15 protein-coding genes are annotated in these 20,145 nt (G+C 44.4%); 2 read left to right on the forward strand and 13 right to left on the reverse strand.

The window, feature by feature from the left end; translation table 11 throughout:
* Window positions 1-154 precede the first annotated feature (154 nt).
* From FSC11_RS04380 to radA, 12 genes are all read right to left on the reverse strand, one after another.
* Entirely contained in the window at window positions 155-1,387 is a 1,233-nt protein-coding gene (locus FSC11_RS04380) for a multifunctional CCA addition/repair protein (RefSeq protein WP_004814992.1), read from the reverse strand.
* 83 nt (window positions 1,388-1,470) lie between these two features.
* A complete protein-coding gene (locus FSC11_RS04385; RefSeq protein ID WP_008302352.1) occupies window positions 1,471-3,750 on the reverse strand; it encodes an NADP-dependent malic enzyme in 2,280 nt (759 codons plus the stop codon).
* A 138-nt stretch (window positions 3,751-3,888) separates the two neighbouring features.
* Window positions 3,889-6,765 carry a putative bifunctional diguanylate cyclase/phosphodiesterase gene (locus FSC11_RS04390; RefSeq protein WP_163165369.1) on the reverse strand — a complete coding sequence of 959 codons (2,877 nt, stop codon included), beginning with the start codon at window positions 6,763-6,765 and terminating at the stop codon, window positions 3,889-3,891.
* 195 nt (window positions 6,766-6,960) lie between these two features.
* The gene (locus tag FSC11_RS04395) at window positions 6,961-7,671 is read right to left on the reverse strand and encodes a 16S rRNA (uracil(1498)-N(3))-methyltransferase (RefSeq protein WP_163165371.1); all 711 of its coding nucleotides are present in this window, start codon (window positions 7,669-7,671) and stop codon (window positions 6,961-6,963) included.
* Window positions 7,672-7,777: 106 nt separating this feature from the next.
* Window positions 7,778-8,614: a methylenetetrahydrofolate reductase [NAD(P)H] gene (gene metF, locus FSC11_RS04400; protein ID WP_163165373.1), complete on the reverse strand. Its 837-nt coding sequence runs from the start codon at window positions 8,612-8,614 to the stop codon at window positions 7,778-7,780.
* A 191-nt stretch (window positions 8,615-8,805) separates the two neighbouring features.
* Window positions 8,806-10,188: an adenosylhomocysteinase gene (ahcY, locus tag FSC11_RS04405; RefSeq protein WP_004814998.1), complete on the reverse strand. Its 1,383-nt coding sequence runs from the start codon at window positions 10,186-10,188 to the stop codon at window positions 8,806-8,808.
* A 304-nt stretch (window positions 10,189-10,492) separates the two neighbouring features.
* The gene (locus FSC11_RS04410) at window positions 10,493-11,017 is read right to left on the reverse strand and encodes a tetratricopeptide repeat protein (RefSeq protein WP_163165375.1); all 525 of its coding nucleotides are present in this window, start codon (window positions 11,015-11,017) and stop codon (window positions 10,493-10,495) included.
* 97 nt (window positions 11,018-11,114) lie between these two features.
* Window positions 11,115-11,453 carry a DUF3325 domain-containing protein gene (locus FSC11_RS04415; protein ID WP_163165377.1) on the reverse strand — a complete coding sequence of 113 codons (339 nt, stop codon included), beginning with the start codon at window positions 11,451-11,453 and terminating at the stop codon, window positions 11,115-11,117.
* Window positions 11,450-13,225 carry a PepSY-associated TM helix domain-containing protein gene (locus FSC11_RS04420; RefSeq protein ID WP_163165379.1) on the reverse strand — a complete coding sequence of 592 codons (1,776 nt, stop codon included), beginning with the start codon at window positions 13,223-13,225 and terminating at the stop codon, window positions 11,450-11,452. Before FSC11_RS04420 ends, FSC11_RS04415 begins: the two co-directional genes overlap by 4 nt.
* A 1-nt stretch (window position 13,226) precedes the next feature.
* Complete coding sequence (locus FSC11_RS04425; protein ID WP_163165381.1) at window positions 13,227-13,571, reverse strand: hypothetical protein; 345 nt, start codon at window positions 13,569-13,571, stop codon at window positions 13,227-13,229.
* A gap of 249 nt (window positions 13,572-13,820) precedes the next feature.
* Window positions 13,821-14,828, reverse strand: a complete 1,008-nt coding sequence (locus tag FSC11_RS04430; protein ID WP_163165383.1) for a Tim44 domain-containing protein — start codon at window positions 14,826-14,828, stop codon at window positions 13,821-13,823.
* 120 nt (window positions 14,829-14,948) lie between these two features.
* Window positions 14,949-16,334, reverse strand: coding sequence for a DNA repair protein RadA (gene radA / locus FSC11_RS04435; protein ID WP_004815011.1), 1,386 nt, complete (start codon window positions 16,332-16,334; stop codon window positions 14,949-14,951).
* Window positions 16,335-16,521: 187 nt separating this feature from the next.
* Here radA and FSC11_RS04440 point away from each other — a divergent pair, with 187 nt between their 5' ends.
* Window positions 16,522-16,950, forward strand: coding sequence for a hypothetical protein (locus FSC11_RS04440; RefSeq protein ID WP_103799925.1), 429 nt, complete (start codon window positions 16,522-16,524; stop codon window positions 16,948-16,950).
* Window positions 16,951-17,025: 75 nt separating this feature from the next.
* Here FSC11_RS04440 and FSC11_RS04445 read toward each other — a convergent pair whose 3' ends face one another.
* Window positions 17,026-18,372, reverse strand: coding sequence for an alanine/glycine:cation symporter family protein (locus FSC11_RS04445; protein WP_004815015.1), 1,347 nt, complete (start codon window positions 18,370-18,372; stop codon window positions 17,026-17,028).
* A 322-nt stretch (window positions 18,373-18,694) separates the two neighbouring features.
* Here FSC11_RS04445 and FSC11_RS04450 point away from each other — a divergent pair, with 322 nt between their 5' ends.
* Window positions 18,695-20,098, forward strand: coding sequence for an amino acid permease (locus tag FSC11_RS04450; RefSeq protein ID WP_004815018.1), 1,404 nt, complete (start codon window positions 18,695-18,697; stop codon window positions 20,096-20,098).
* Window positions 20,099-20,145 lie beyond the last annotated feature (47 nt).

The raw sequence follows: 20,145 nt of genomic DNA on the forward strand, positions 1-20,145 counted from the left end.
TTATCAAGATAGAAGCGAAAGAGAGATAACCTGATTTTAGGCGGAAGGTGAGGTCAATGAATTCTAATAATTTTGAATATGAATATAAGTGCGCAGAATAAAAGTATTTTAGATATCAATATATACAAAGAAGAAAGCTCCCGAAGGAGCTTTCTTAAATTAAGGCAGTATGGCGTTCTTTCAGCTCGGCTAAGGCATGGATACGACGTTCAATCAGCATCTCGCCAATATCAGGACCTTGAATATCTGCTGGTAAATCCTGAGCCTTGATGCCACGAACCACTTGCATGGCTTCCCGCACATATTGCGCTTGTGGATAGGCACGGTCTTCCAGACCTAAACGGCCACGAGAATCACATTCACAGGCTTGCACAAAAGCTTCTACACGTTCCGGGCGACGTAATACATCCAGACGCTGCAATAGCCGCCATAAAGTACCTGGTTTCAGATTGAGTGCCTGATGACATTTTAAATGTTCTTTACAGACTGCAATTGCCAGTTGTTTGGTATAAGTTGGTACTTTGAAACGTTCGCACAATTCAGTTACCGGCTGTACACCACGCTCTTCGTGCATGATATGACGTGGCAATTCCTCGGCAGGTGTTAAGGCTTTACCTAAGTCATGCACCAGAACAGCAAAACGTACATCCAAATCATAGTTCTGGCGACAAGCCTGTTGTAGCGACATCATGGTATGAATACCGCAGTCAATTTCCGGATGATATTCCGGACGTTGCGGGACGCCGAACAGGGCATCAATTTCTGGGAACAGTACTTTTAATGCACCACAGCTGCGTAATACTTCAAAATAAATATCCGCATGTGATTCCATCAGGGCACGGGATGTTTCTTTCCAGACCCGTTCAGGTGTTAGCGTATTTAATTCCCCTGATTCAGTGAGTTGACGCATCAAATCGAGTGTTTCTGTGGCAACATGGAAGCCCATTGCATGATAACGCGCAGCAAAGCGCGCTACACGTAATACGCGGAGTGGATCTTCAATAAAAGCATCAGAAACATGACGTAAAACGCGGTCAGCAAGATCCTGTTGACCATTATAGGGATCATGCACATGACCGGCTTCATCCATGGCCATGGCATTGATCGTCAGGTCGCGACGGATCAAGTCCTGTTCAAGCGTGACGCTGGTATCGGTATGGAATTCAAAACCATGATAACCAGTGCCGGATTTACGTTCGGTACGTGCTAATGCATATTCTTCTTTTGTTTCAGGATGCAAAAATACAGGAAAATCCTTCCCAACCGGCTGATAGCCCAGATTGAGCATTTGATTGGGGCTTGCGCCCACCACTACATAATCTTTTTCGTGATAGGGGTGTCCGAGCAAATGATCCCGAACTGCACCGCCTACTAAATAAACTTGCATGAAAAAACCTCTATTCTTAGAAGCATCATGCTACAGAATAGAGGTTTTCTCAAGTCAAGAAACTCGGCGTTCGCCGCGTTTGCTTACAGGGCGTCTTGTTCCGCTTGTTGGATTTCTGCAACAGTCAAAGCAGTCATATTCACGACACGGCGTGTAGTCGCTGTCGGCGTTAAAATATGAACTGGTTTCGCTGCACCCAGTAAAATCGGGCCAATGGTCACATTGTTACCAGAAGTTGCTTTTAACAGGTTAAACGAAATGTTAGCTGCATCCAAGTTTGGCATGATCAACAGGTTCGCAGCACCTTTGAAGCGTGAGTTCGGATAAGCAAACTGGCGGATATTTTCATCCAGTGCCGCATCGCCATGCATTTCACCTTCAACTTCTAGTTCAGGCGCAATCTCAGACAGAATGTCGTAGACCTTACGCATTTTCTGTGCACTGGCATCGTTCTGGTCAGAACCGAAGCTAGAGTGAGACAATAGCGCAATACGTGGTGTCATACCGAAACGACGTACTTCTTCAGCAGCAAGAATGGTCATCTCAGCAAGCTGTTCAGCAGTTGGATTACGGTTGATATAGGTATCTGCAATAAACAGGTTACGCTCTTCAAGCATCAAGGCATTCAAAGTAAAGAAGGTATTGTGACCGTCTTTTTTACCAATGATATTGCTGACGAAGTCCAAGTGGATGTCGTAGCTTGAGTACGTACCACATAACATACCGTCTGCAAGGCCGTGTTTGACAAGCATAGATGCGATAAGTGTTGAGCGACGACGAGCTTCACGTTGTGCGTATTCTGGTGTTACCCCTTTACGCTGCATAATGCTGTAGTAGTCATCGGCAAATTTCTCGTAGTCTGGATTCTTTTCTTGGTCAACGATGGTGATGTTTACCCCGTTTTCTAAGCGTAAGCCCAATTTTTTGATATTTGCTTCAATTACTGCTGTACGGCCCACCAAGATTGGCTTCGCCATGCCTTCATCCACTGCAATTTGTACAGCACGAAGTACACGAAGATCTTCACCTTCCGCATATGCAATACGCTTAGGATCTGATTTTGCTTGAGCAAAAATCGGTTTCATCATAAATGCTGAGTTATAAACAAACTCAGACAAACGTTGATGATATACAGAGAAGTCTTGAATTGGACGTGTTGCTACGCCAGAATCCATCGCTGCTCTAGCAACTGCTGGCGCAATCTCTAAAATCAAACGTTGATCCAGTGGGCGAGGAATTAAGTAATCACGACCAAATGATGCTGATTTTTCACCATAAGATGCAGCATCTGCTTCGACATGTGCCATACGTGCAATCGCGTGTACACAAGCAATCTTCATTTCTTCGTTAATGGTGGTTGCACCAACGTCGAGTGCACCACGGAAGATGTATGGGAAGCAAAGTGCGTTATTCACCTGGTTCGGATAGTCTGAACGGCCAGTTGCCATGATCACGTCTGAACGTGCTTCATGGGCATGTTCTGGCAAAATTTCCGGATCCGGGTTAGCCAAGGCAAAGATGATTGGATCTTTGGCCATTTTCTTGACCATGTCTTGAGTCAGAATGCCTGCAGCAGACAGACCCAAGAACATATCTGCGCCGTCCATTACGTCAGCAAGCTGGGTACCTTCGATGTCTTGTACATACGCTTTTTTCGATTCATCTAAGCCTTCACGTTTTGTAGTCAATAAACCACGTGAGTCAGCAACGATGATATTTTCTTTCTTCGCGCCTAGTGCACAAAGAAGGTTCAAGCAAGACAATGCAGCAGCGCCTGCACCAGATGCTACGATCTTGATTTCTTCAATTTTTTTACCATTGATAATTAAAGCATTGAGTAATGCTGAACCTACAATGATTGATGTACCATGCTGGTCATCGTGGAACACCGGAATGTTCATGCGTTCACGAAGTTTCTGTTCAATATAGAAACATTCTGGTGCTTTAATATCTTCGAGGTTAATACCACCAAAAGTCGGTTCTAATGCTGCAACGATGTCGACAATTTTGTCTGGATCATTTTCTGCGATTTCGATATCGAATACGTCGACGCCAGCAAATTTCTTGAACAGGACGCCTTTACCTTCCATAACCGGTTTAGATGCTAAAGGACCAATGTTACCCAGGCCAAGAACTGCTGTACCATTACTTACTACCGCAACCAGGTTACCACGTGCTGTATACAGCGCTGCTTTAGATGGGTCTTTTTCAATTTCCAAACATGGCGCTGCAACACCTGGAGAGTAAGCTAGTGCTAAATCATGTTGGTTAACGAGTTGTTTGCTTGGGGTGACGCTGATTTTGCCGGGGGTAGGAAATTCGTGGTAGTACAGTGCCTGTTGTTTTAAAGATTGTTCGTCCATTAGTCTCTCGATCTATCAATAATTACCCAATTGCAGGTAACATAACCGCGGAATACAGGAGAATATATCACTAGTTGTGCGCTTAGCCCAGCCAAACGCACCCGTTTTTTGAAGAAATAATTGGTCTTAGGTCTGGATTTATACCTGATAGGTATAAGTCTCAGGTGTCATATTTTGTTCAAGAAATTCGGTCGCTTGCTGTTCAGGAAGCGGCTTGGAAAACAGATAGCCCTGTGCAATATCACAACCGAGTTGACGCAGGAAATCTAGCTGCTGCTCTGTCTCAATACCTTCAGCTACTACTTTCATTCCCATGGCTTTGCCCATTGCAACCATTGCACTGACAATAGCATCCTGTTTGGCTTCACCAATTTTGGATACAAAACTGCGGTCAATCTTTAAAATATCGATTGGGAACTCTGCCAGATAAGACAGGGACGAATAGCCCGTACCAAAGTCATCCAGGGAAATGTTGATGTCACGTTCCTTGATCTGATTCAGCACATTCATTACGGTTTCAGAATTTTCTACTAATGAAGATTCGGTAATTTCCAGTTCCAGATTCGAACCAGAAATGCAGTTCAGTTTGATCGCTTCATCCAGATCATCCAGTAACTGGCCGCGGCGGAGTTGCTGCGCCACAATATTCACTGAAACACAGATATTATGGAAACCCTGGTCATTCCATTTACGGATCTGCTTTGCCGTTTGCTGTATCACCAGTTGACCGATTTCCGAAATCATACTGGTCTGTTCTGCTAGTGGAATAAACATCCCCGGTGGAATAATACCTTTCTCCGGATGATTCCAGCGGATTAAGGCTTCAAAACCGTAGATCTTCTGGTCATTAAGATTGATCTTCGGCTGATAATAGACGATCAGTTCACCATTCTGGATGGCTTTACGCAGATCGCGTTCAATGAAAATTCCTTGTTCCAGCAGGGCAGTATTTTCACTTGAATAAAAGTGAATGGTATTCCCACCGAGATTCTTGGCTTCACTCAGTGCCTGTTCGGCACAGTTATTGAGATAGTCCAGCTGACGGCCATGATCTGGATAGAAAGCTACCCCCATTGAAAGCGTAATTTCATAGTCCTGACCAAAGATATTGAATGGCTGGCTAAAGGCTTTCGCAATATGCTCACAATGTTCCTGCACGGAAGGGCGAATATGCGAGATTTCATACAGAATGGCAAAGTCATCGCCATTCAAATGCGCAACAAACATGGCTTCAGCATTGGTTAAGCGTAAGCGCTGTGCCACCTGACGTAATAACTCATCACCACCGTTGTTGCTCAGATATTCATTCAGCGGACGGAAACGGTCGATATTGATTCGAATCACCGCCATCTGCTTGATGGAATCTTTTTGTGTCACCAGGTACTGGTGCAGCTGATAGTTATAATAGAAACGATTTGGTAAGTCGGTCAGGGTGTCATAATTTTCCAGATAAGACAGACGCTGTTCCTGAAGCTTACGTTCAGTCAGGTCTGACACAATCCCGATATAGTGGGTGATACGGCCTTCATCATCCATAATGGCATTGATATGCAGCCATAGTGGCATCTCTTTGCCGGACAAGAATTTTTCATTAAGTTCGCCATCAAAAGAACCAATCTTCATGACCTGCTTGATGATATTGGCATGTACACTGCGCTGCTGAGATTTGGTATTTACCGTAATATCAAACAGGTGCTTGCCCAGAATTTGCTGACGTTCAAAACCAGAAAGTTGCTCGAAAAAAGGATTCACTTCGATATAGCTCAGCTCTTGATTGAGTATAAAGATACCTTCAGCCGCTTGCTCTAATACGCTGGCTGCAAGTTTTAATCCTTCCTGAGAATTACGTTCCTGCTGAATGTCACGGCGAATACCGACCATGCGTACAGGTTTATTGGTTTTTGGATCACGGCTGATGACACGCCCGATATCATGAACCCAGCCCCATACCCCTTGGGTATTCTGGATGCGGTAGGTGGCTTCATAGCGTTCTACCTGACCGCGTAAATGCTGTTTCATCATATCTTTGAAATGATGAAGATCATCTGGATGGATCAGATGATGTAGTTGTGCCTGATGCTCACCAGAACTACGCTGGATTTTTTCTTGTGTATGTGTCGTCAGGGTAATGGTTCGATCTTTAATGTTCCAGTCCCACGGGCGGATGCCCGCAATTTCATGCGCAAGTTCTAGGTTCTGATGCTGGTCCTGTAAGGCAATATTAATCTGCTCGATATCATAAGTACGTTCCCGCACTTTTTGTTCCAGTAGCTGATTATTGAGCTGTAACTGAAGTTCGATATCTTTGGATTTATTCACTTCAGTTTGTAACTGTTTACACAGTTCATCAGTCCAGGTAACTTGCTGTTCAGCATTTGTCACCAACAGATTATTCTCTGCATATAGACGTGAAGTACGTTGATGAATACGGTAAGTACTATTGGCACACAGCAAAATTACAATGACAGAAAAGTTCAATGCCAGACTGAAAAACGGATTAAGTGAAGAGGATTCCGTGATCTGCAGAAAGAAGAATGGGACCAGGGACGGCAAGAATATCAGGCAGAAATAACTCAGTTTTTGCGTGAGATAGGTGAGACCAAAAGCTTGAGTCACCATAATCAGCAAGCCAGTCAGGGTCAGTGCTTCAATCAGTTCAAAAGATGGATTTACACTCGGTAAATGAACATACAGGGTAAAAATCCCAGTTGAAATACAGATACCTACCAGTAAACACTGGAATTGTAGCCAGCGGTGAGCAGTTTCCAGCTTAAATTCATTCGGTTTAAAGTAGACGGTACTGATCAGCCAGCACATACAGACCACCATCTCGGTAAGAATAAACCAGAGATTCAGGTAATTGTCTGCCGGATGATAATGTAACTGGTAAATACAGAAGATATAAAGACATACCAGCAGGATACTAATTAAAAAGTATCGACTGTGACGAATCGTATTCACGATTTGTGCACTGTTTAGCTGCTGCTGAATATAATCATCCTGATTATGAATCATGATTAAGATGCCTTTAATCTACGTAAGGGTGGTACTGCATTGTTTTTATTAAGCCCCTTAAATAAGTAACTTTTATCATTTAATAGGTCATTCATTTTTATCTTATTAAGACTAAAGTGCCAATATATAAAAATCAATCAAAAGCCCCACAAATTTTTACAAATGCGATAAAGTAAAATTGATCATTGAGAGAAATTAAAATTTGTAGTTCAAAATAGATAAAGCTACGACAGGCGCAGTTTCGGTACGCAGAACACGTTCACCAATACACCAGTTCACAAATCCCTGAGTATTGGCAGCAGAGATTTCAGCCTCACTGAGTCCACCCTCTGGGCCAATGAGTAATGCCAAGTCTGGCGTTGCATTGTAAAGAACATCCACTTCATCTTTGTTTGGAGCCAACACGAGCTTGGTTTGAGGAAGTTCACTTTGCAACCAGTTTTCTAGTGACATCGGAGGGAGAATTTTTGGAACAATATTCAAACCACATTGTTCGCAGGCTGCCGTAGCAATAGCTTGCCAGTGATCGAGCTTTTTTTGGTCACGATCGTACTTGAGGCGCATTTCGCAGCGCTCAGAGGTTAAAAGCTGAATTTCTGAGACACCAAGTTCAACCGCTTTTTGAATGGCATAATCCATACGGTCGCCCTTACTCATGACCTGTCCCAGTAAAGCTTTGAATTTTGGCATGCGGTTGCTTGGGTTAAAGCTATTAACCTGTATATTAGCTGACTTTTTGGCAACTTCTACAAGTTCAACTTCATATTCACCACCTTGCCCATTGAACAGGGTAGCTTTTTCACCGACTTGAGCACGTAATACCTTCACCCAATGATGAAAAACGGTTTCAGTTAACTCAACCGTGGAATCAACATTTAAGTCTGCTTCAATAAAAAAACGTGGCATTTAAGGGTTACTCTCAAGTGGAACAAAACAAGACGGTATTTTTTTACGCCCCCTCTGTATTGCTCCCAAAGGGATAAATTAAGGAGGGAAAATACCGCCTCAAAACTTATGCAAGACCTAAGTCTTTTACAAGTTGACGTGTAGGGTCAGTGGTGTTCATGGTGTAGAAGTGCAGGCTTGGTGCACCGCCAGCAATCAGGCGTTCGCAAAGTTTAACGATCACTTCATGACCAAATGCTTTGATGGACGCAGTATCGTCACCATAAGTTGCCAATTGCTTGCGAATCCAGCGTGGAATCTCTGCACCTGTACCATCGGCAAAGCGGATTAAATTGCTGGCATTGGTAATTGGCATAATCCCTGGTGCAACAGGAATATTTACACCTTCTTTTTGGATACGTTCTACAAAGTAGAAATATGCATCTGGATTAAAGAAGAACTGTGTGAGTGCAGCATTGGCACCAGCATGGGCTTTTTCACAGAAACGTTTGATATCAGCGTCAAAGTTGTCTGCTTGTGGATGCATTTCAGGGTAAGCTGCCACTTCAATATGGAAATGATCACCTGAATGTTCACGGATAAAACGAACCAAATCTTGCGCGTATGGTAGTTCACCTAAACCGACTTGACCTGATGGTAAATCACCACGCAGTGCAACAATACGGTTGATACCCTGAGATTTATATAAATCCAGTAATTCTGCAATACGTTCTTTGCTATCACCAATACATGAAAGGTGAGGGGCAACTGGCGTCCCTTTACCATTGAAATCAGCCAATGTGGACAAGGTGCGTTCACGAGTTGAACCACCGGCACCATAAGTCACAGAGAAGAATTCTGGGTTTAACAATTGTAGTTCTTGATGAACTACTTTGAGTTTTTCCGCCCCAGCATCAGTTTTGGTTGGGAAGAACTCAAAAGAAATTGGAATCTGTTTCGACATGTTTAAATCCTTTTTATAAATACTTTTTATTCACCCTCTCCCTGACCTCTCCCAAAGGGAGAGGAGTATTCATTACTGAATAACACAGGGTTTTGAATCAAATTATTTACATGTCATAAATAAAACCTGAGATGTAAATGACTTGAGAGTTTCACCCTCTCCCTATGGGAGAGGGATGGGGTGAGGGCTAATTAATATTTATAAGCGTCAGACTTAAACGGACCTTCAACAGCTACGCCAAGGTAATCCGCTTGTTCTTGCGTTAACTGCGTTAACACACCACCAAAGCCTGCAACCATGGCTGCCGCAACTTCTTCATCTAATTTCTTAGGAAGCAGTTCAACGCGAATCGCTGCTTGTTTTTGATCTTCAGGTAGATCAGCAAATTTCTCAGCGAATAAATGCATTTGACCCAAGACTTGGTTAGCAAATGAACCATCCATCACACGTGAAGGGTGACCTGTTGCATTACCAAGGTTCACCAGACGACCTTCAGAAAGAAGGATCAGGTAATCATTTTCGTTTTCTGAACGATACACTTGGTGTACTTGTGGCTTAACTTCAACCCACTTGTAACCACGTAAGTAGTTGGTGTCGATTTCAGTGTCGAAGTGACCGATGTTACATACCACAGCACCTGCTTTTAATGTATCAAGCATTGCAGCATCACATACGTGGTAGTTACCCGTCGTTGTTACGATCAAGTCAGTGTTTAAAAGAAGGTCAGCATTTACGTCTTCTTTCTTACCTGTTTGCACGCCATTTTTGTATGGAGATACAACTTCGTAACCGTCCATACATGCTTGCATTGCACAGATTGGGTCGATTTCAGAAACACGTACGATCATGCCTTCTTGACGAAGCGATTGTGCAGAACCTTTACCTACGTCACCGTAACCAATGACAAGTGCACGACGGCCAGATAAAAGCATATCTGTAGCACGTTTGATGGCATCGTTCAGTGAGTGACGGCAACCGTATTTGTTGTCGTTCTTAGATTTAGTTACTGAATCATTTACGTTGATTGCAGGCACTTTAAGTGAACCGTCTTTCCACATTTCAAGCAGACGTTGAACACCTGTAGTCGTTTCTTCAGTAATACCATGGATTTTCGCTAGAACTTCTGGATATTTTTCATGAACAAGTGCAGTTAAGTCACCGCCATCATCCAGAATCATGTTAGCATCCCAAGGTGTGCCGTTTACATTGATTTGTTGTTCAAGACACCACATGTATTCTTCTTCAGTTTCGCCTTTCCAAGCAAATACTGGAACACCAGACGCAGCAATGGCAGCAGCAGCGTGGTCTTGAGTTGAGAAGATGTTACAAGATGTCCAACGAACTTCAGCACCCAGTTCTACCAAAGTTTCGATAAGAACAGCTGTTTGGATTGTCATGTGGATACAACCCAAAATTTTAGCGCCAGCAAGTGGTTTAGCAGCAGAGTAACGCTTACGCAGACCCATTAGGGCTGGCATTTCAGCTTCTGCAAGTTTGATTTCTTTACGGCCGTAGTCAGCCAGTGAAATATCGGCAACTTTATAATCTGTAAATGAAGCATTAACCGCGTTCATCACGATCTCCTTATAAAAAACAATAATTGATCATTCAGTTCGCGGATGCCGTTGTTGGTCTGTCTGGAAAAAGAGGGACCGATCGTCGAGCCTGGCGCTTTTACATTTCGTACCTGTAAAACGTCGCAGCATCCCTCGACTAGCGGGGTATTGTACTTGGAAATTAATTTGGTTCCAATCTGAAATTGTTTAATATCTGACTAATAAGAAAATTTGCAAAATATTTTGAAAAATAAATATTCTTTTAAAAGTTTAAATCAATTTAATTCTTATAAAAAAGCCCATCATCTGATGGGCTTCTTCTTTATTCTATTTCCTGCTCAGCTTCGTCTGCTTTTTGTGTCCAGTAATCTGCCTGTATGTCATCTGCTACCACACCCAAACCATTGGCATAGATAAAGGCAAGGTCACGCATGGCCTGAACTTCACCCCATTCAGCTGCCTGTTTCACCAGTGCAATAGATTTTTCGACATCTTTTTCAACCACATCACCACGACGATAAAAACCTGCCAGTTCTAAAGTCGCCGCTGGGTGTTTTTCGAAATTGGCTTTGCTGAGCCAGTAATAGGCTAACTCAAAGTGAGATTTAGAATCTTCCGGGTCTTCCTCCGCAATTTCTTTGGCATAAACCGTATAACCTTCACCGAGCCAGTACATGGCTTCAACCAGACCGCCGTTCGCTGCTTTTAGTGCCCATTCTTCAGCCAGGATAATGTCATCTTCATGCTCGCTGTGCATATATAGTTCGGCAAGTTCAAATTGTGCTTCGGCATTGCCTGCTAGTGCGCGGTTTGCCAGAGTGGCAGGGGGAGAAACACGCTCGGTCATGTCAAAATCTCAAAAATCTTTGCATGTAGATTAAAAGGTTCAAAATAAAAAAGCCAACCCGAAGACTGGCTTTTTTATAAAAGAAATTAAATTGAGCTTAAAATACGCAAATTAGTCTAGAAATGAATGCAATGAGCACAAAGCCAATACTGATTATTTTAATTTTTGATTCAAAGTAAGTCAGGCTCAGGCCAACTGCTAATGCTGCAAAAGTCAGACTACCTAGCCAATAGCTGAACATATTGCTGATCGTACCGCTAAACAGGCAAAAAATTAGCGCAATGATCAGCAGTCCCCAGCCAGCAAGCGTGGCTAGTCGGGTTTTACCAGCATCCAGTTCTTTGCCAAATATCTGTTTTTGATGCTTAGACATTGAAGCAGCCAGGGCAATAAACCCTAGTGCAGATACAGACCAGATGAATAAGAAGAACATCATACTTCAGTCTCCACAGCTGTAGTCTTGGCTTTTTTAGCAGGCAGGCCTTGGTGATTTTTCACTTTCTTAAAGGCAAGCCAGAACACAACAGCTAGTAGCCACATAGCCAGATCAAAGCTCGCAATAACCCATTGACCATTCGCTATAGTATTCCAGATTGGCTGTCCACCGGTCAGGACATTTATGAACGGAAGCAGGGCAAATAAAGCAGTTGCCAGTGCCAGCAGCTCTAACCAGGCCTGACGATGCGTTCGGATCATGGTATAGAAGAAAGTCAGCACCCATACTATAAAAAAGGTACGGATTTCCCAGTTGGCACGCATTTCCAGTTCCACCGGAATAAAACGATTGGCATAGAAGTAAGCGGCACAGGCAATAGGCAAACCGATAATTGCTGCGATATTGGTCACTTCCACCGTACGATAACCAAAAGATTTATAGCCTTGTTTCTGCTGTTGCGGTGCGCGTTTCACACACCATAGAATCAGACCAGTAGCGATCATCAATGTGCCGACAATACCGGACAGGAACAGTAACCAGCGCAGGGCGAGATCCACACCGCGCGCTTCATGCAGTGAAGTCACCACGTTATAGATGCCATTCGCGACTGAGGGTGTTTTTAGTTCAGTTTGATCCAGTTTGAGCGCACCGGTTACGCCGTTGAATTCCAGACTTGGGTACACGCTACGATAGGCAACACTGATGCCATTCAGAGCACGTAATTCGATTTCAGCTTGGCTGGTATTTGGCTGAATAATGGTGATGGTACCAACCGGATTGTTATTCCATTCTTTGTCCGCAGCTGCCAGAACCGGTGCCAGATCGGTTAAAGGCGCTGGACGGGCAGAGGGGTTTTCGTCACGAGATCGACGTGTTTCACCGCGACCTGCCATTTCACCTCGTTCGCCACGTGCTTCACCAGCGCCATGAGGACGACGTTCTTTAGCTTCAGTACGCCCTTCACCACGTCCAGCCATTTCGCCGCCACGTTCGCTACGACCTGCACGAGATTCAGCTTCCTGACTATTATCCTGAACTAAAGTTTTACGCTGATCTTGGAGGAAAGCACCACGATTTTCATAAATCTGGTTTACTCCCCAAGGCATGATGGTAAATAACAGCAGTAATAAGCCACTGAATGTAATCATAATATGGAAGGGAAGTGCAAATACCGCGGTTGCATTGTGTGCATCTAGCCATGAACGTTGCCCTTTACCTGGCCGGAAGGTAAAGAAATCCTTAAAGATTTTCTTATGGGTAATAATCCCGCTGATAATCCCAACCATCATCAGTAAAGTCGCAATCCCGACAATCCAGCGTGCCCACATACGTGGCATGCCATATAAATCAAAATGAAAACGGTACAGGAATCCACCACCACGGGTTTCGCGTGCTTCTAGTACTTCACCGGTTGCACTGTCCAAAGTAATTCGTGTGCCGCCGCGGCGTGCACGAGGATCTTCGCCAGCGCCACGGATATTGAGCGTAGTATAGTTCTGACGAGCATGCGGTAGCTGAATGGCCCAGCTACCCGCATCAGGATGATTTTTCTGTAAATAGGCGAGTGCCACTCGGGTCTGTTCAATCTGGGTGGCTTGCGGAACAGACTGGTGCAACTCTGGTTTCATCCAGATGGTAATTTCATTCTGGAAAAAACTTAATGTTCCTGTCAGAAAAATCGCATAAAGCAGCCAGCCCAATATTAAACTGGCCCAAGTATGCAGCCATGACATGGACTGGCGTGGACCTTCCGGTTTTGCATCTGGTCTCATCTTATTTCCCTAAAAACTGGTAAGCGATATAGAACAACCCAGCTGGAACCAAAATGCCCAGCGTCGCTTTTAGGGTTTTATTGACCATAAATACCCAGATGAAGGCCCCTGTCTGTAAAAGAAAAGCGATCATGGTGGCGGACATGGCAGCGCTACTTTGATACTCACTAAAGTACTGAGCAATAGCCATAGCTGCAAAAGTGGCTAAAGCATATCCCCCCAAAGCAGCGAGTATGAAACGGTAAAAAATCATAAAGCGATAAGCCGTGAGTTTGGGCTGCACTTTCTTTTTAGATCGGATGGCTGGATTCGGGACAGCTAATTTTTCAGTAGCTGTAAAATCCATATGAGGACTGCTGGTCATTGAAAATACTGTCTATTTAATTGTGGGAATTTCATTGATGCGAATGATAACAATTATTGTTTATATTTTAAATAACTATTTTTAAAGATCTTTTAAATAATTAAAATGAAGTGTGAGTTTAAGCAGTGTAAATAGGGGGATAAATAGATTGTGAAGCACAGCATGGGAACCCAATACTGAAAATAAAAACAGCGGCTCGAAGGCCGCTGTTTTATTAAAAATACTTAAGTCTTAGCTTTCTTGCTGGATACCCGCAACCAACCAGTCTTGGTTAGAACCTGCAGGTTTTACAAAGTGCCAAACTTCAGCAAATGGCTGTGGCAGACTGTTCAGGTCTTCACTTACTGTACCGGTAAAGCGTACGCTCACCACGTATTGACCATTTTCATTGGATGAATCTACAACCATAGCATTCAGGTTAGAGAACTCAGCAACGTCCTGATCCTGATTCGCCATAATGTCGTTATACATAGATTGATACAGGTCAGGTGTCAGATAACGCTGAATTTCTGAAATGTTGCTCGCCGTATTCATAGACTGAATATGGTTAAAACGCTGACGCGCAACACGCAAGAAGGCAGCAGGTTCAGTACCATCAGGAAGCTGACTACCGCTTTGAGTATAAGCAGTACCAAACGGCGCGTTATTTACCGGAGCAGAACCAAATGGGGCATTATTGCCTGGTGTTTGACCACCGACATTCTGACCAAAGATATTGGTAGTATCACCACCGCGAGGTGCAGCAGGTGCTTGACCAAATGGTGCTGACGAACCAGCACCATTGTTTGGAGCGAATGGATTGCTAGTAGTTACTTTTTTTTTTGCGCCCATCTTACGGAAAATGAAGAAGGCAACAGCTGCAGCAAGTAAGATCCAGATCCAGCCTGGGATACCACCTTGTTCTTCTTCTTGAACAGCTTCAACTTGTGCTTGAGATGCCGCGTTGTCATCTGCCAAAGCATTCGCTGCGACGGCACCAATTGCAGCACCCGCTACACCCGCTGCCACCATACCACCAACACCTGGACCAGATTTTTGCTGAGTTGCTGCACCTGCAGTCGGAGCCTGTTGTGCAGGAGCTGCCTGACGAGGTTGCTGATAAGTCTGAGTCGGCGCAGCAGAACGTTGCATACCATGGCTTTTACCACCACCGGCACGTTTTGCTTCAGCAGCTAGAGGCGCAACCAGTAATGCTGCAGTCAAGAAACCCGCGATCAAACCGCGCTGTCGAACTTCCATTCAATTTTCCTATGTAAAAATATATTTGAACACTCTATTTATATAGGCTTTACATGGAATTTCAATCAAAAAACTGTATTTTTTTACCGAAATTCCAAACTGAGTGCCACAAATTGAATCCTACAGTTCATCACTCAAAGTCATGGCTTCACTGAGGGCTTCATGCAGACGGGCAACCGCAATAAAGCGTACGCCCGGAATTTCTTTCTGCGGGGCATTGGCACGCGGCAGGATAATATATTTAAAACCATGCTTGATGGCTTCTTTGAGACGCTCCTGACCATTGGGTACCGGACGGATTTCTCCTGATAGACCAACTTCACCAAACACAGCCAGTTGCTGCGGCAGAGCTTTACCACGGATACTCGATGCACAGGCAAGTAGAACTGCCAGATCAGAACCCGTTTCGGTAATCTTTAAACCACCGACGATATTGACATAGACATCCTGACCAGAGGTTTGTACGCCGCCATGACGATGCATTACGGCTAACAGCATATTCAGACGGTTTTGTTCCAGACCTAACGCTACACGACGCGGTTGACCATGCGCATCATCGACCAGTGCCTGAACTTCAACCAGCAATGGACGTGTACCTTCGCGGCTGATCATCACAATTGAACCAGGAATGGCTTCATCATAACGACTCAGAAAAATGGCAGACGGGTTGGAGACTTCACGCAAGCCCTTATCGGTCATACCGAATACACCAAGTTCATTCACCGCACCAAATCGGTTTTTTACCGCACGGATCATTCGATAACGCGAATCTGATTGACCTTCAAAATATAGAACGCAGTCCACCATATGTTCCAGCACACGCGGACCTGCGAGTGCACCTTCTTTGGTGACATGACCGACAATAAACAGGGCAGTCCCGCTATTTTTGGCAAAACGGGTCAGGAGCGCTGCTGATTCACGAATCTGTGATACACCACCCGGTGCAGACTGCAAGGTTTCAGTATAAAGCGTTTGAATCGAGTCGAGGATTGCAACCGCTGGTCGTTCCTGTGCCAGTACTTCACAAATGCGTTCCACACAGGTTTCTGCCATAACTTTAAGATGTTCAGTTGGCAAGTCTAGACGCTGGGCCCGTAATGCCACCTGTGATAAAGATTCTTCACCTGTCACATAGAGCGCAGAGCTATTACCTGCGGCCATATGTGTGGCGGTTTGTAGCAGAATAGTCGATTTACCAATCCCCGGATCACCACCAATCAACACAACGGAACCTGTCACCAGACCACCACCCAGAACCCGGTCGAATTCTCCAATTCCGGTCGGCATGCGACTTTCATGTGAAACGGAAACTTTATTAAGCGTGGTAATCGCAGCGGCCTGACCAGCATAGCCGCCAATTTTAGGCTGGGCACGATGAGTCACCGCAGGTGCAATGTTGACTTCCAGCAAGCTGTTCCACTCACCACATTCAGCGCACTGACCAGACCATTTAGGATGGTCTGCACCACATTGCTCACAACGATAGACACTTTTTGCTTTAGCCATAGTTTCCGAAAAACAAGATTGGGAATAGGGCTACAGCATAGCGGTGAATGCCACTGAAAACCAAGATCTTCACCTGAAAAATTCGCTGTTTTACGTCAGCGTGTGACGTATCTGCATCTGCTACTCTACATGAGCATCAAATACACCCTATAATGACCTTAATCATCACGGGAACAGGAAACCAAACATGCCACAACATATGCAACATATTGATGCAATCGCACGTGAAAAAGACCGTGATGTATTATTTGTACATTTTGAAAATTATGAACATGAAAATGCAGATGCTGACTCCTATCACCTGCGCCAGAATCTGATGGAGTGGCTGGAGCAACGCCAAATTGCTTTTGCACCATGTATGGGGATTGAACAACCTGGTGTGATTGAAAGCTATTCAGGTGATCTTTATATCGATGTGCCATTTGATGAAGCCAACCCGATCTATCAAATGCTGAGTGACCATCTGGAAGATAGCGAAGGGGAAATGAAAATTCCTGGCGTACTATTTTTTGTCTTATCTTTGGAAACTGCGCTTGAGATTGAAGCAGATCGTGAGGAATTTCTGAATCTTAATCAAAATCATGATGACGATGAATTTTCAGGTCGTCTGAACTGATTTTGTTTAGAACACTGGGACCGTAAAAAAAAGCCACTTTTACAGTGGCTTTTTTCTTTAGGGCTTTAGATTATATTAATAAAGCTCACCAGACTTGCGTCGGGCAATAAAGTCTTTCGATTCTTTGGCAATCACACCTGAAAGCAGTAACAAGCCGATCAAGTTTGGAATCGCCATCAGACCGTTGAAAGTATCGGCAAATAGCCAGACCAGATCTAGTGTGGCTATACAGCCAATGAATACGGTAGCAATGTAAATAATGCGGTAAGGCAGAACAAATTTCTCACCGAGCAGGTAAGTCGCGCATTTTTCGCCGTAATAGCTCCAGCCCAGAATAGTGGAGTAGGCAAAGAAGATAATGCCGAAAGTCACGACCCAACCGCCAACGCCCGGTAACAGTTTGTCGAATACACCGATGGTCAGTACCGCACCAGTTTGACCACCAAAATCATTGCCAGCCATGATAAAGCCCATCACCAGCACAATACCGGTAATCGAACAGACAATAATGGTATCAATAAAGGTACCTGTCATCGATACCAGACCCTGACGAGCCGGGTGATCCGTTTTTGCTGCAGCGGCGGCAATCGGTGCTGAACCCATACCGGCTTCGTTCGAGAATACACCACGTGCTACACCGTAGCGAATCGCTGCACCAATGGCGCCACCAACCGCTGCTTCACCGGTGAAAGCATAGGTAAAAATCATTTTCAGGGCAGGGCCAACCAGCTCCAGATTATTAAAGATAATGATCAGACCGCCCGCGACATAACCAATCGCCATGATCGGTACAATAAAGGAAGAAGCTCTGGCAATGGATTTAATCCCGCCCAGAATCACCAGTGCAGAAAAGGCTGTGATGATCACGCCTGTAATCCAGGTTTCCAGACCAAAACCATTTTCAACGGCCAGTGCTACAGTATTGGACTGTACCGAGCTGCCGATCCCAAAAGAGGCGACAGCACCAAAAAATGCGAAAATTAAGGCTAGCCATTTCCATTTCAGGCCGCGTTCGATGTAATACATCGGACCGCCCGACATTTCACCTTTCTCATTTTTTACCCGGTATTTTACCGCCAGAACGCCTTCGCCATATTTGGTCGCCATACCGAACAGGGCAGTCATCCACATCCAGAAAACCGCACCTGGGCCACCCAAGACACAGGCAGTTGCCACCCCGGCAATATTACCGGTACCAATGGTGGCAGAAAGGGCGGTCATGAGTGAGCTAAACTGGGAAATATCGCCTTCGTGGGAAGGGTGTTTGCCAAAAACCTGTTTAAAGGCCAGTGGCAACATACGGAATTGCCAGAAAAGTAATCGGAAAGTAAGGAATACACCAGTACCGACAATCAGTACCAGCATATATGGACCCCAGACCCAACCACTGAGGGTTTCCATGATGCTTTGTAAATTTTGCATAAAGTTCTTCTTATTCGTCCTGAGTATCAGTTTAAAGTTCACTTAATTTTAATCAAGCAAATGACATGCCAGACGTGCTCATCCTCAGCACTATTCACGACATTTTTATAGGTTTATTTTTTACACAGTTTCGGAACTTTTACAACAAATATGCAGGAAATTTATCCAGAGCTTCTACGACTAAAGAGAACCTATTCGTTATATAAGAAAAATAAATTAACTTTTAAGATTAAGTGGAAAATACAAATGATGCGAATTTTCTTTTTGTATTCCCCCTTTTTTGCGTTAATTTGTCGCGATTAGACATCGAAGTTGAAAAATAATGTCAGGTCATCATACTGGTTCGCCGTCCGAAAACGGCGAGCTGCAGCGTAGTTTATCCAATCGACACCTGCAGCTGATTGCGATTGGAGGTGCTATTGGTACCGGCCTGTTTATGGGCTCAGGTAAAACCATTAGTCTGGCAGGGCCTTCGATTCTGGTGATCTATATGATCATCGGTTTCATGGTATTTCTCGTGATGCGTGCATTGGGCGAGTTATTACTGTCAAATTTACAATATAAGTCATTTATCGACTTCTCTACGGATCTGATCGGACCATGGGCAGGCTATTTTGTCGGCTGGACCTACTGGTTATGCTGGATTACGATCGGAATTGCCGACCTGTCTGCGATTATTTATTATTTACAGTTTTTTAATAATGGTCTCCCATTTACCCCGGGCGAAGGGGTATTAATCAGTATCGCCTCTATTGTCTTTATCATGGGGCTGAATCTGGCCACCGTGAAGCTCTTTGGTGAAATGGAATTCTGGTTCGCCCTGATCAAAATTATTGCGATTGTAGTACTGATTGCGGTTGGTCTGTGGATGATTTTCACCGGCTTTACCAATGATGCCGGTACGGTCGCATCCTTTGCGCACATCTGGGATCATGGTGGTTTGTTCCCGACGGGTGCTATGGGTTTCTTGGCTGGTTTCCAGATTGCGATTTTTGCCTTTGTGGGTGTTGAGCTTGTAGGTACCACGGCTGCGGAAACCAAAGACCCGGAGCGTAACCTGCCAAAAGCGGTGAACTCGATTCCGATCCGTATCATTATTTTCTATGTACTTGCTCTAGTCATTGTAATGTCTGTGACGCCGTGGGATCAGATTAATCCAAGTGTTTCTCCGTTCGTAAATCTGTTTAGCCAAGCCGGTATTGCAGCTGCTGCGATCATCATGAATCTGGTGGTGTTGTCCTCGGTAATGTCATCAATGAACAGTGGCGTATTCTCGACCAGCCGTATGCTATTCGGCCTGTCACGTGAAGAACAGGCACCGAAAGCTTTCGGTCGTTTGAACCCCCGTGCTGTACCTGCCAATGCCCTGTATTTCTCTGCAGTCTGCTTATTATTAGGTGCGGCGTTACAGTATTTTGTACCGAATACTGTTGAAGCCTTTACATTGGCAACGACATTATCAACCATCCTGTTTATCTGTGTATGGCTGATGATTATCTGGAGTTACATGATTTATTACCGTACCCGTCCAGAGCTACATGCCAAATCAGTATTCAAGCTACCAGGTGGCTTGGTGACTTGCTGGATCGTGATTATTTTCTTTGTCGGCATGATTGGTGTGCTGGCATTAGAAGATGATACTCGCCGTGCCTTGATGGTCAGTCCGATCTGGTTTGTTCTATTGATTTTGGGCTATTTAGGCTTCTATAAACAGAAACATAAATAATCCATATCAATAAAAACGTCAGCGATCTGCTGGCGTTTTTTTTTGTC

The organism is Acinetobacter schindleri (assembly GCF_010918895.1).
Lineage (GTDB): Bacteria > Pseudomonadota > Gammaproteobacteria > Pseudomonadales > Moraxellaceae > Acinetobacter > Acinetobacter schindleri.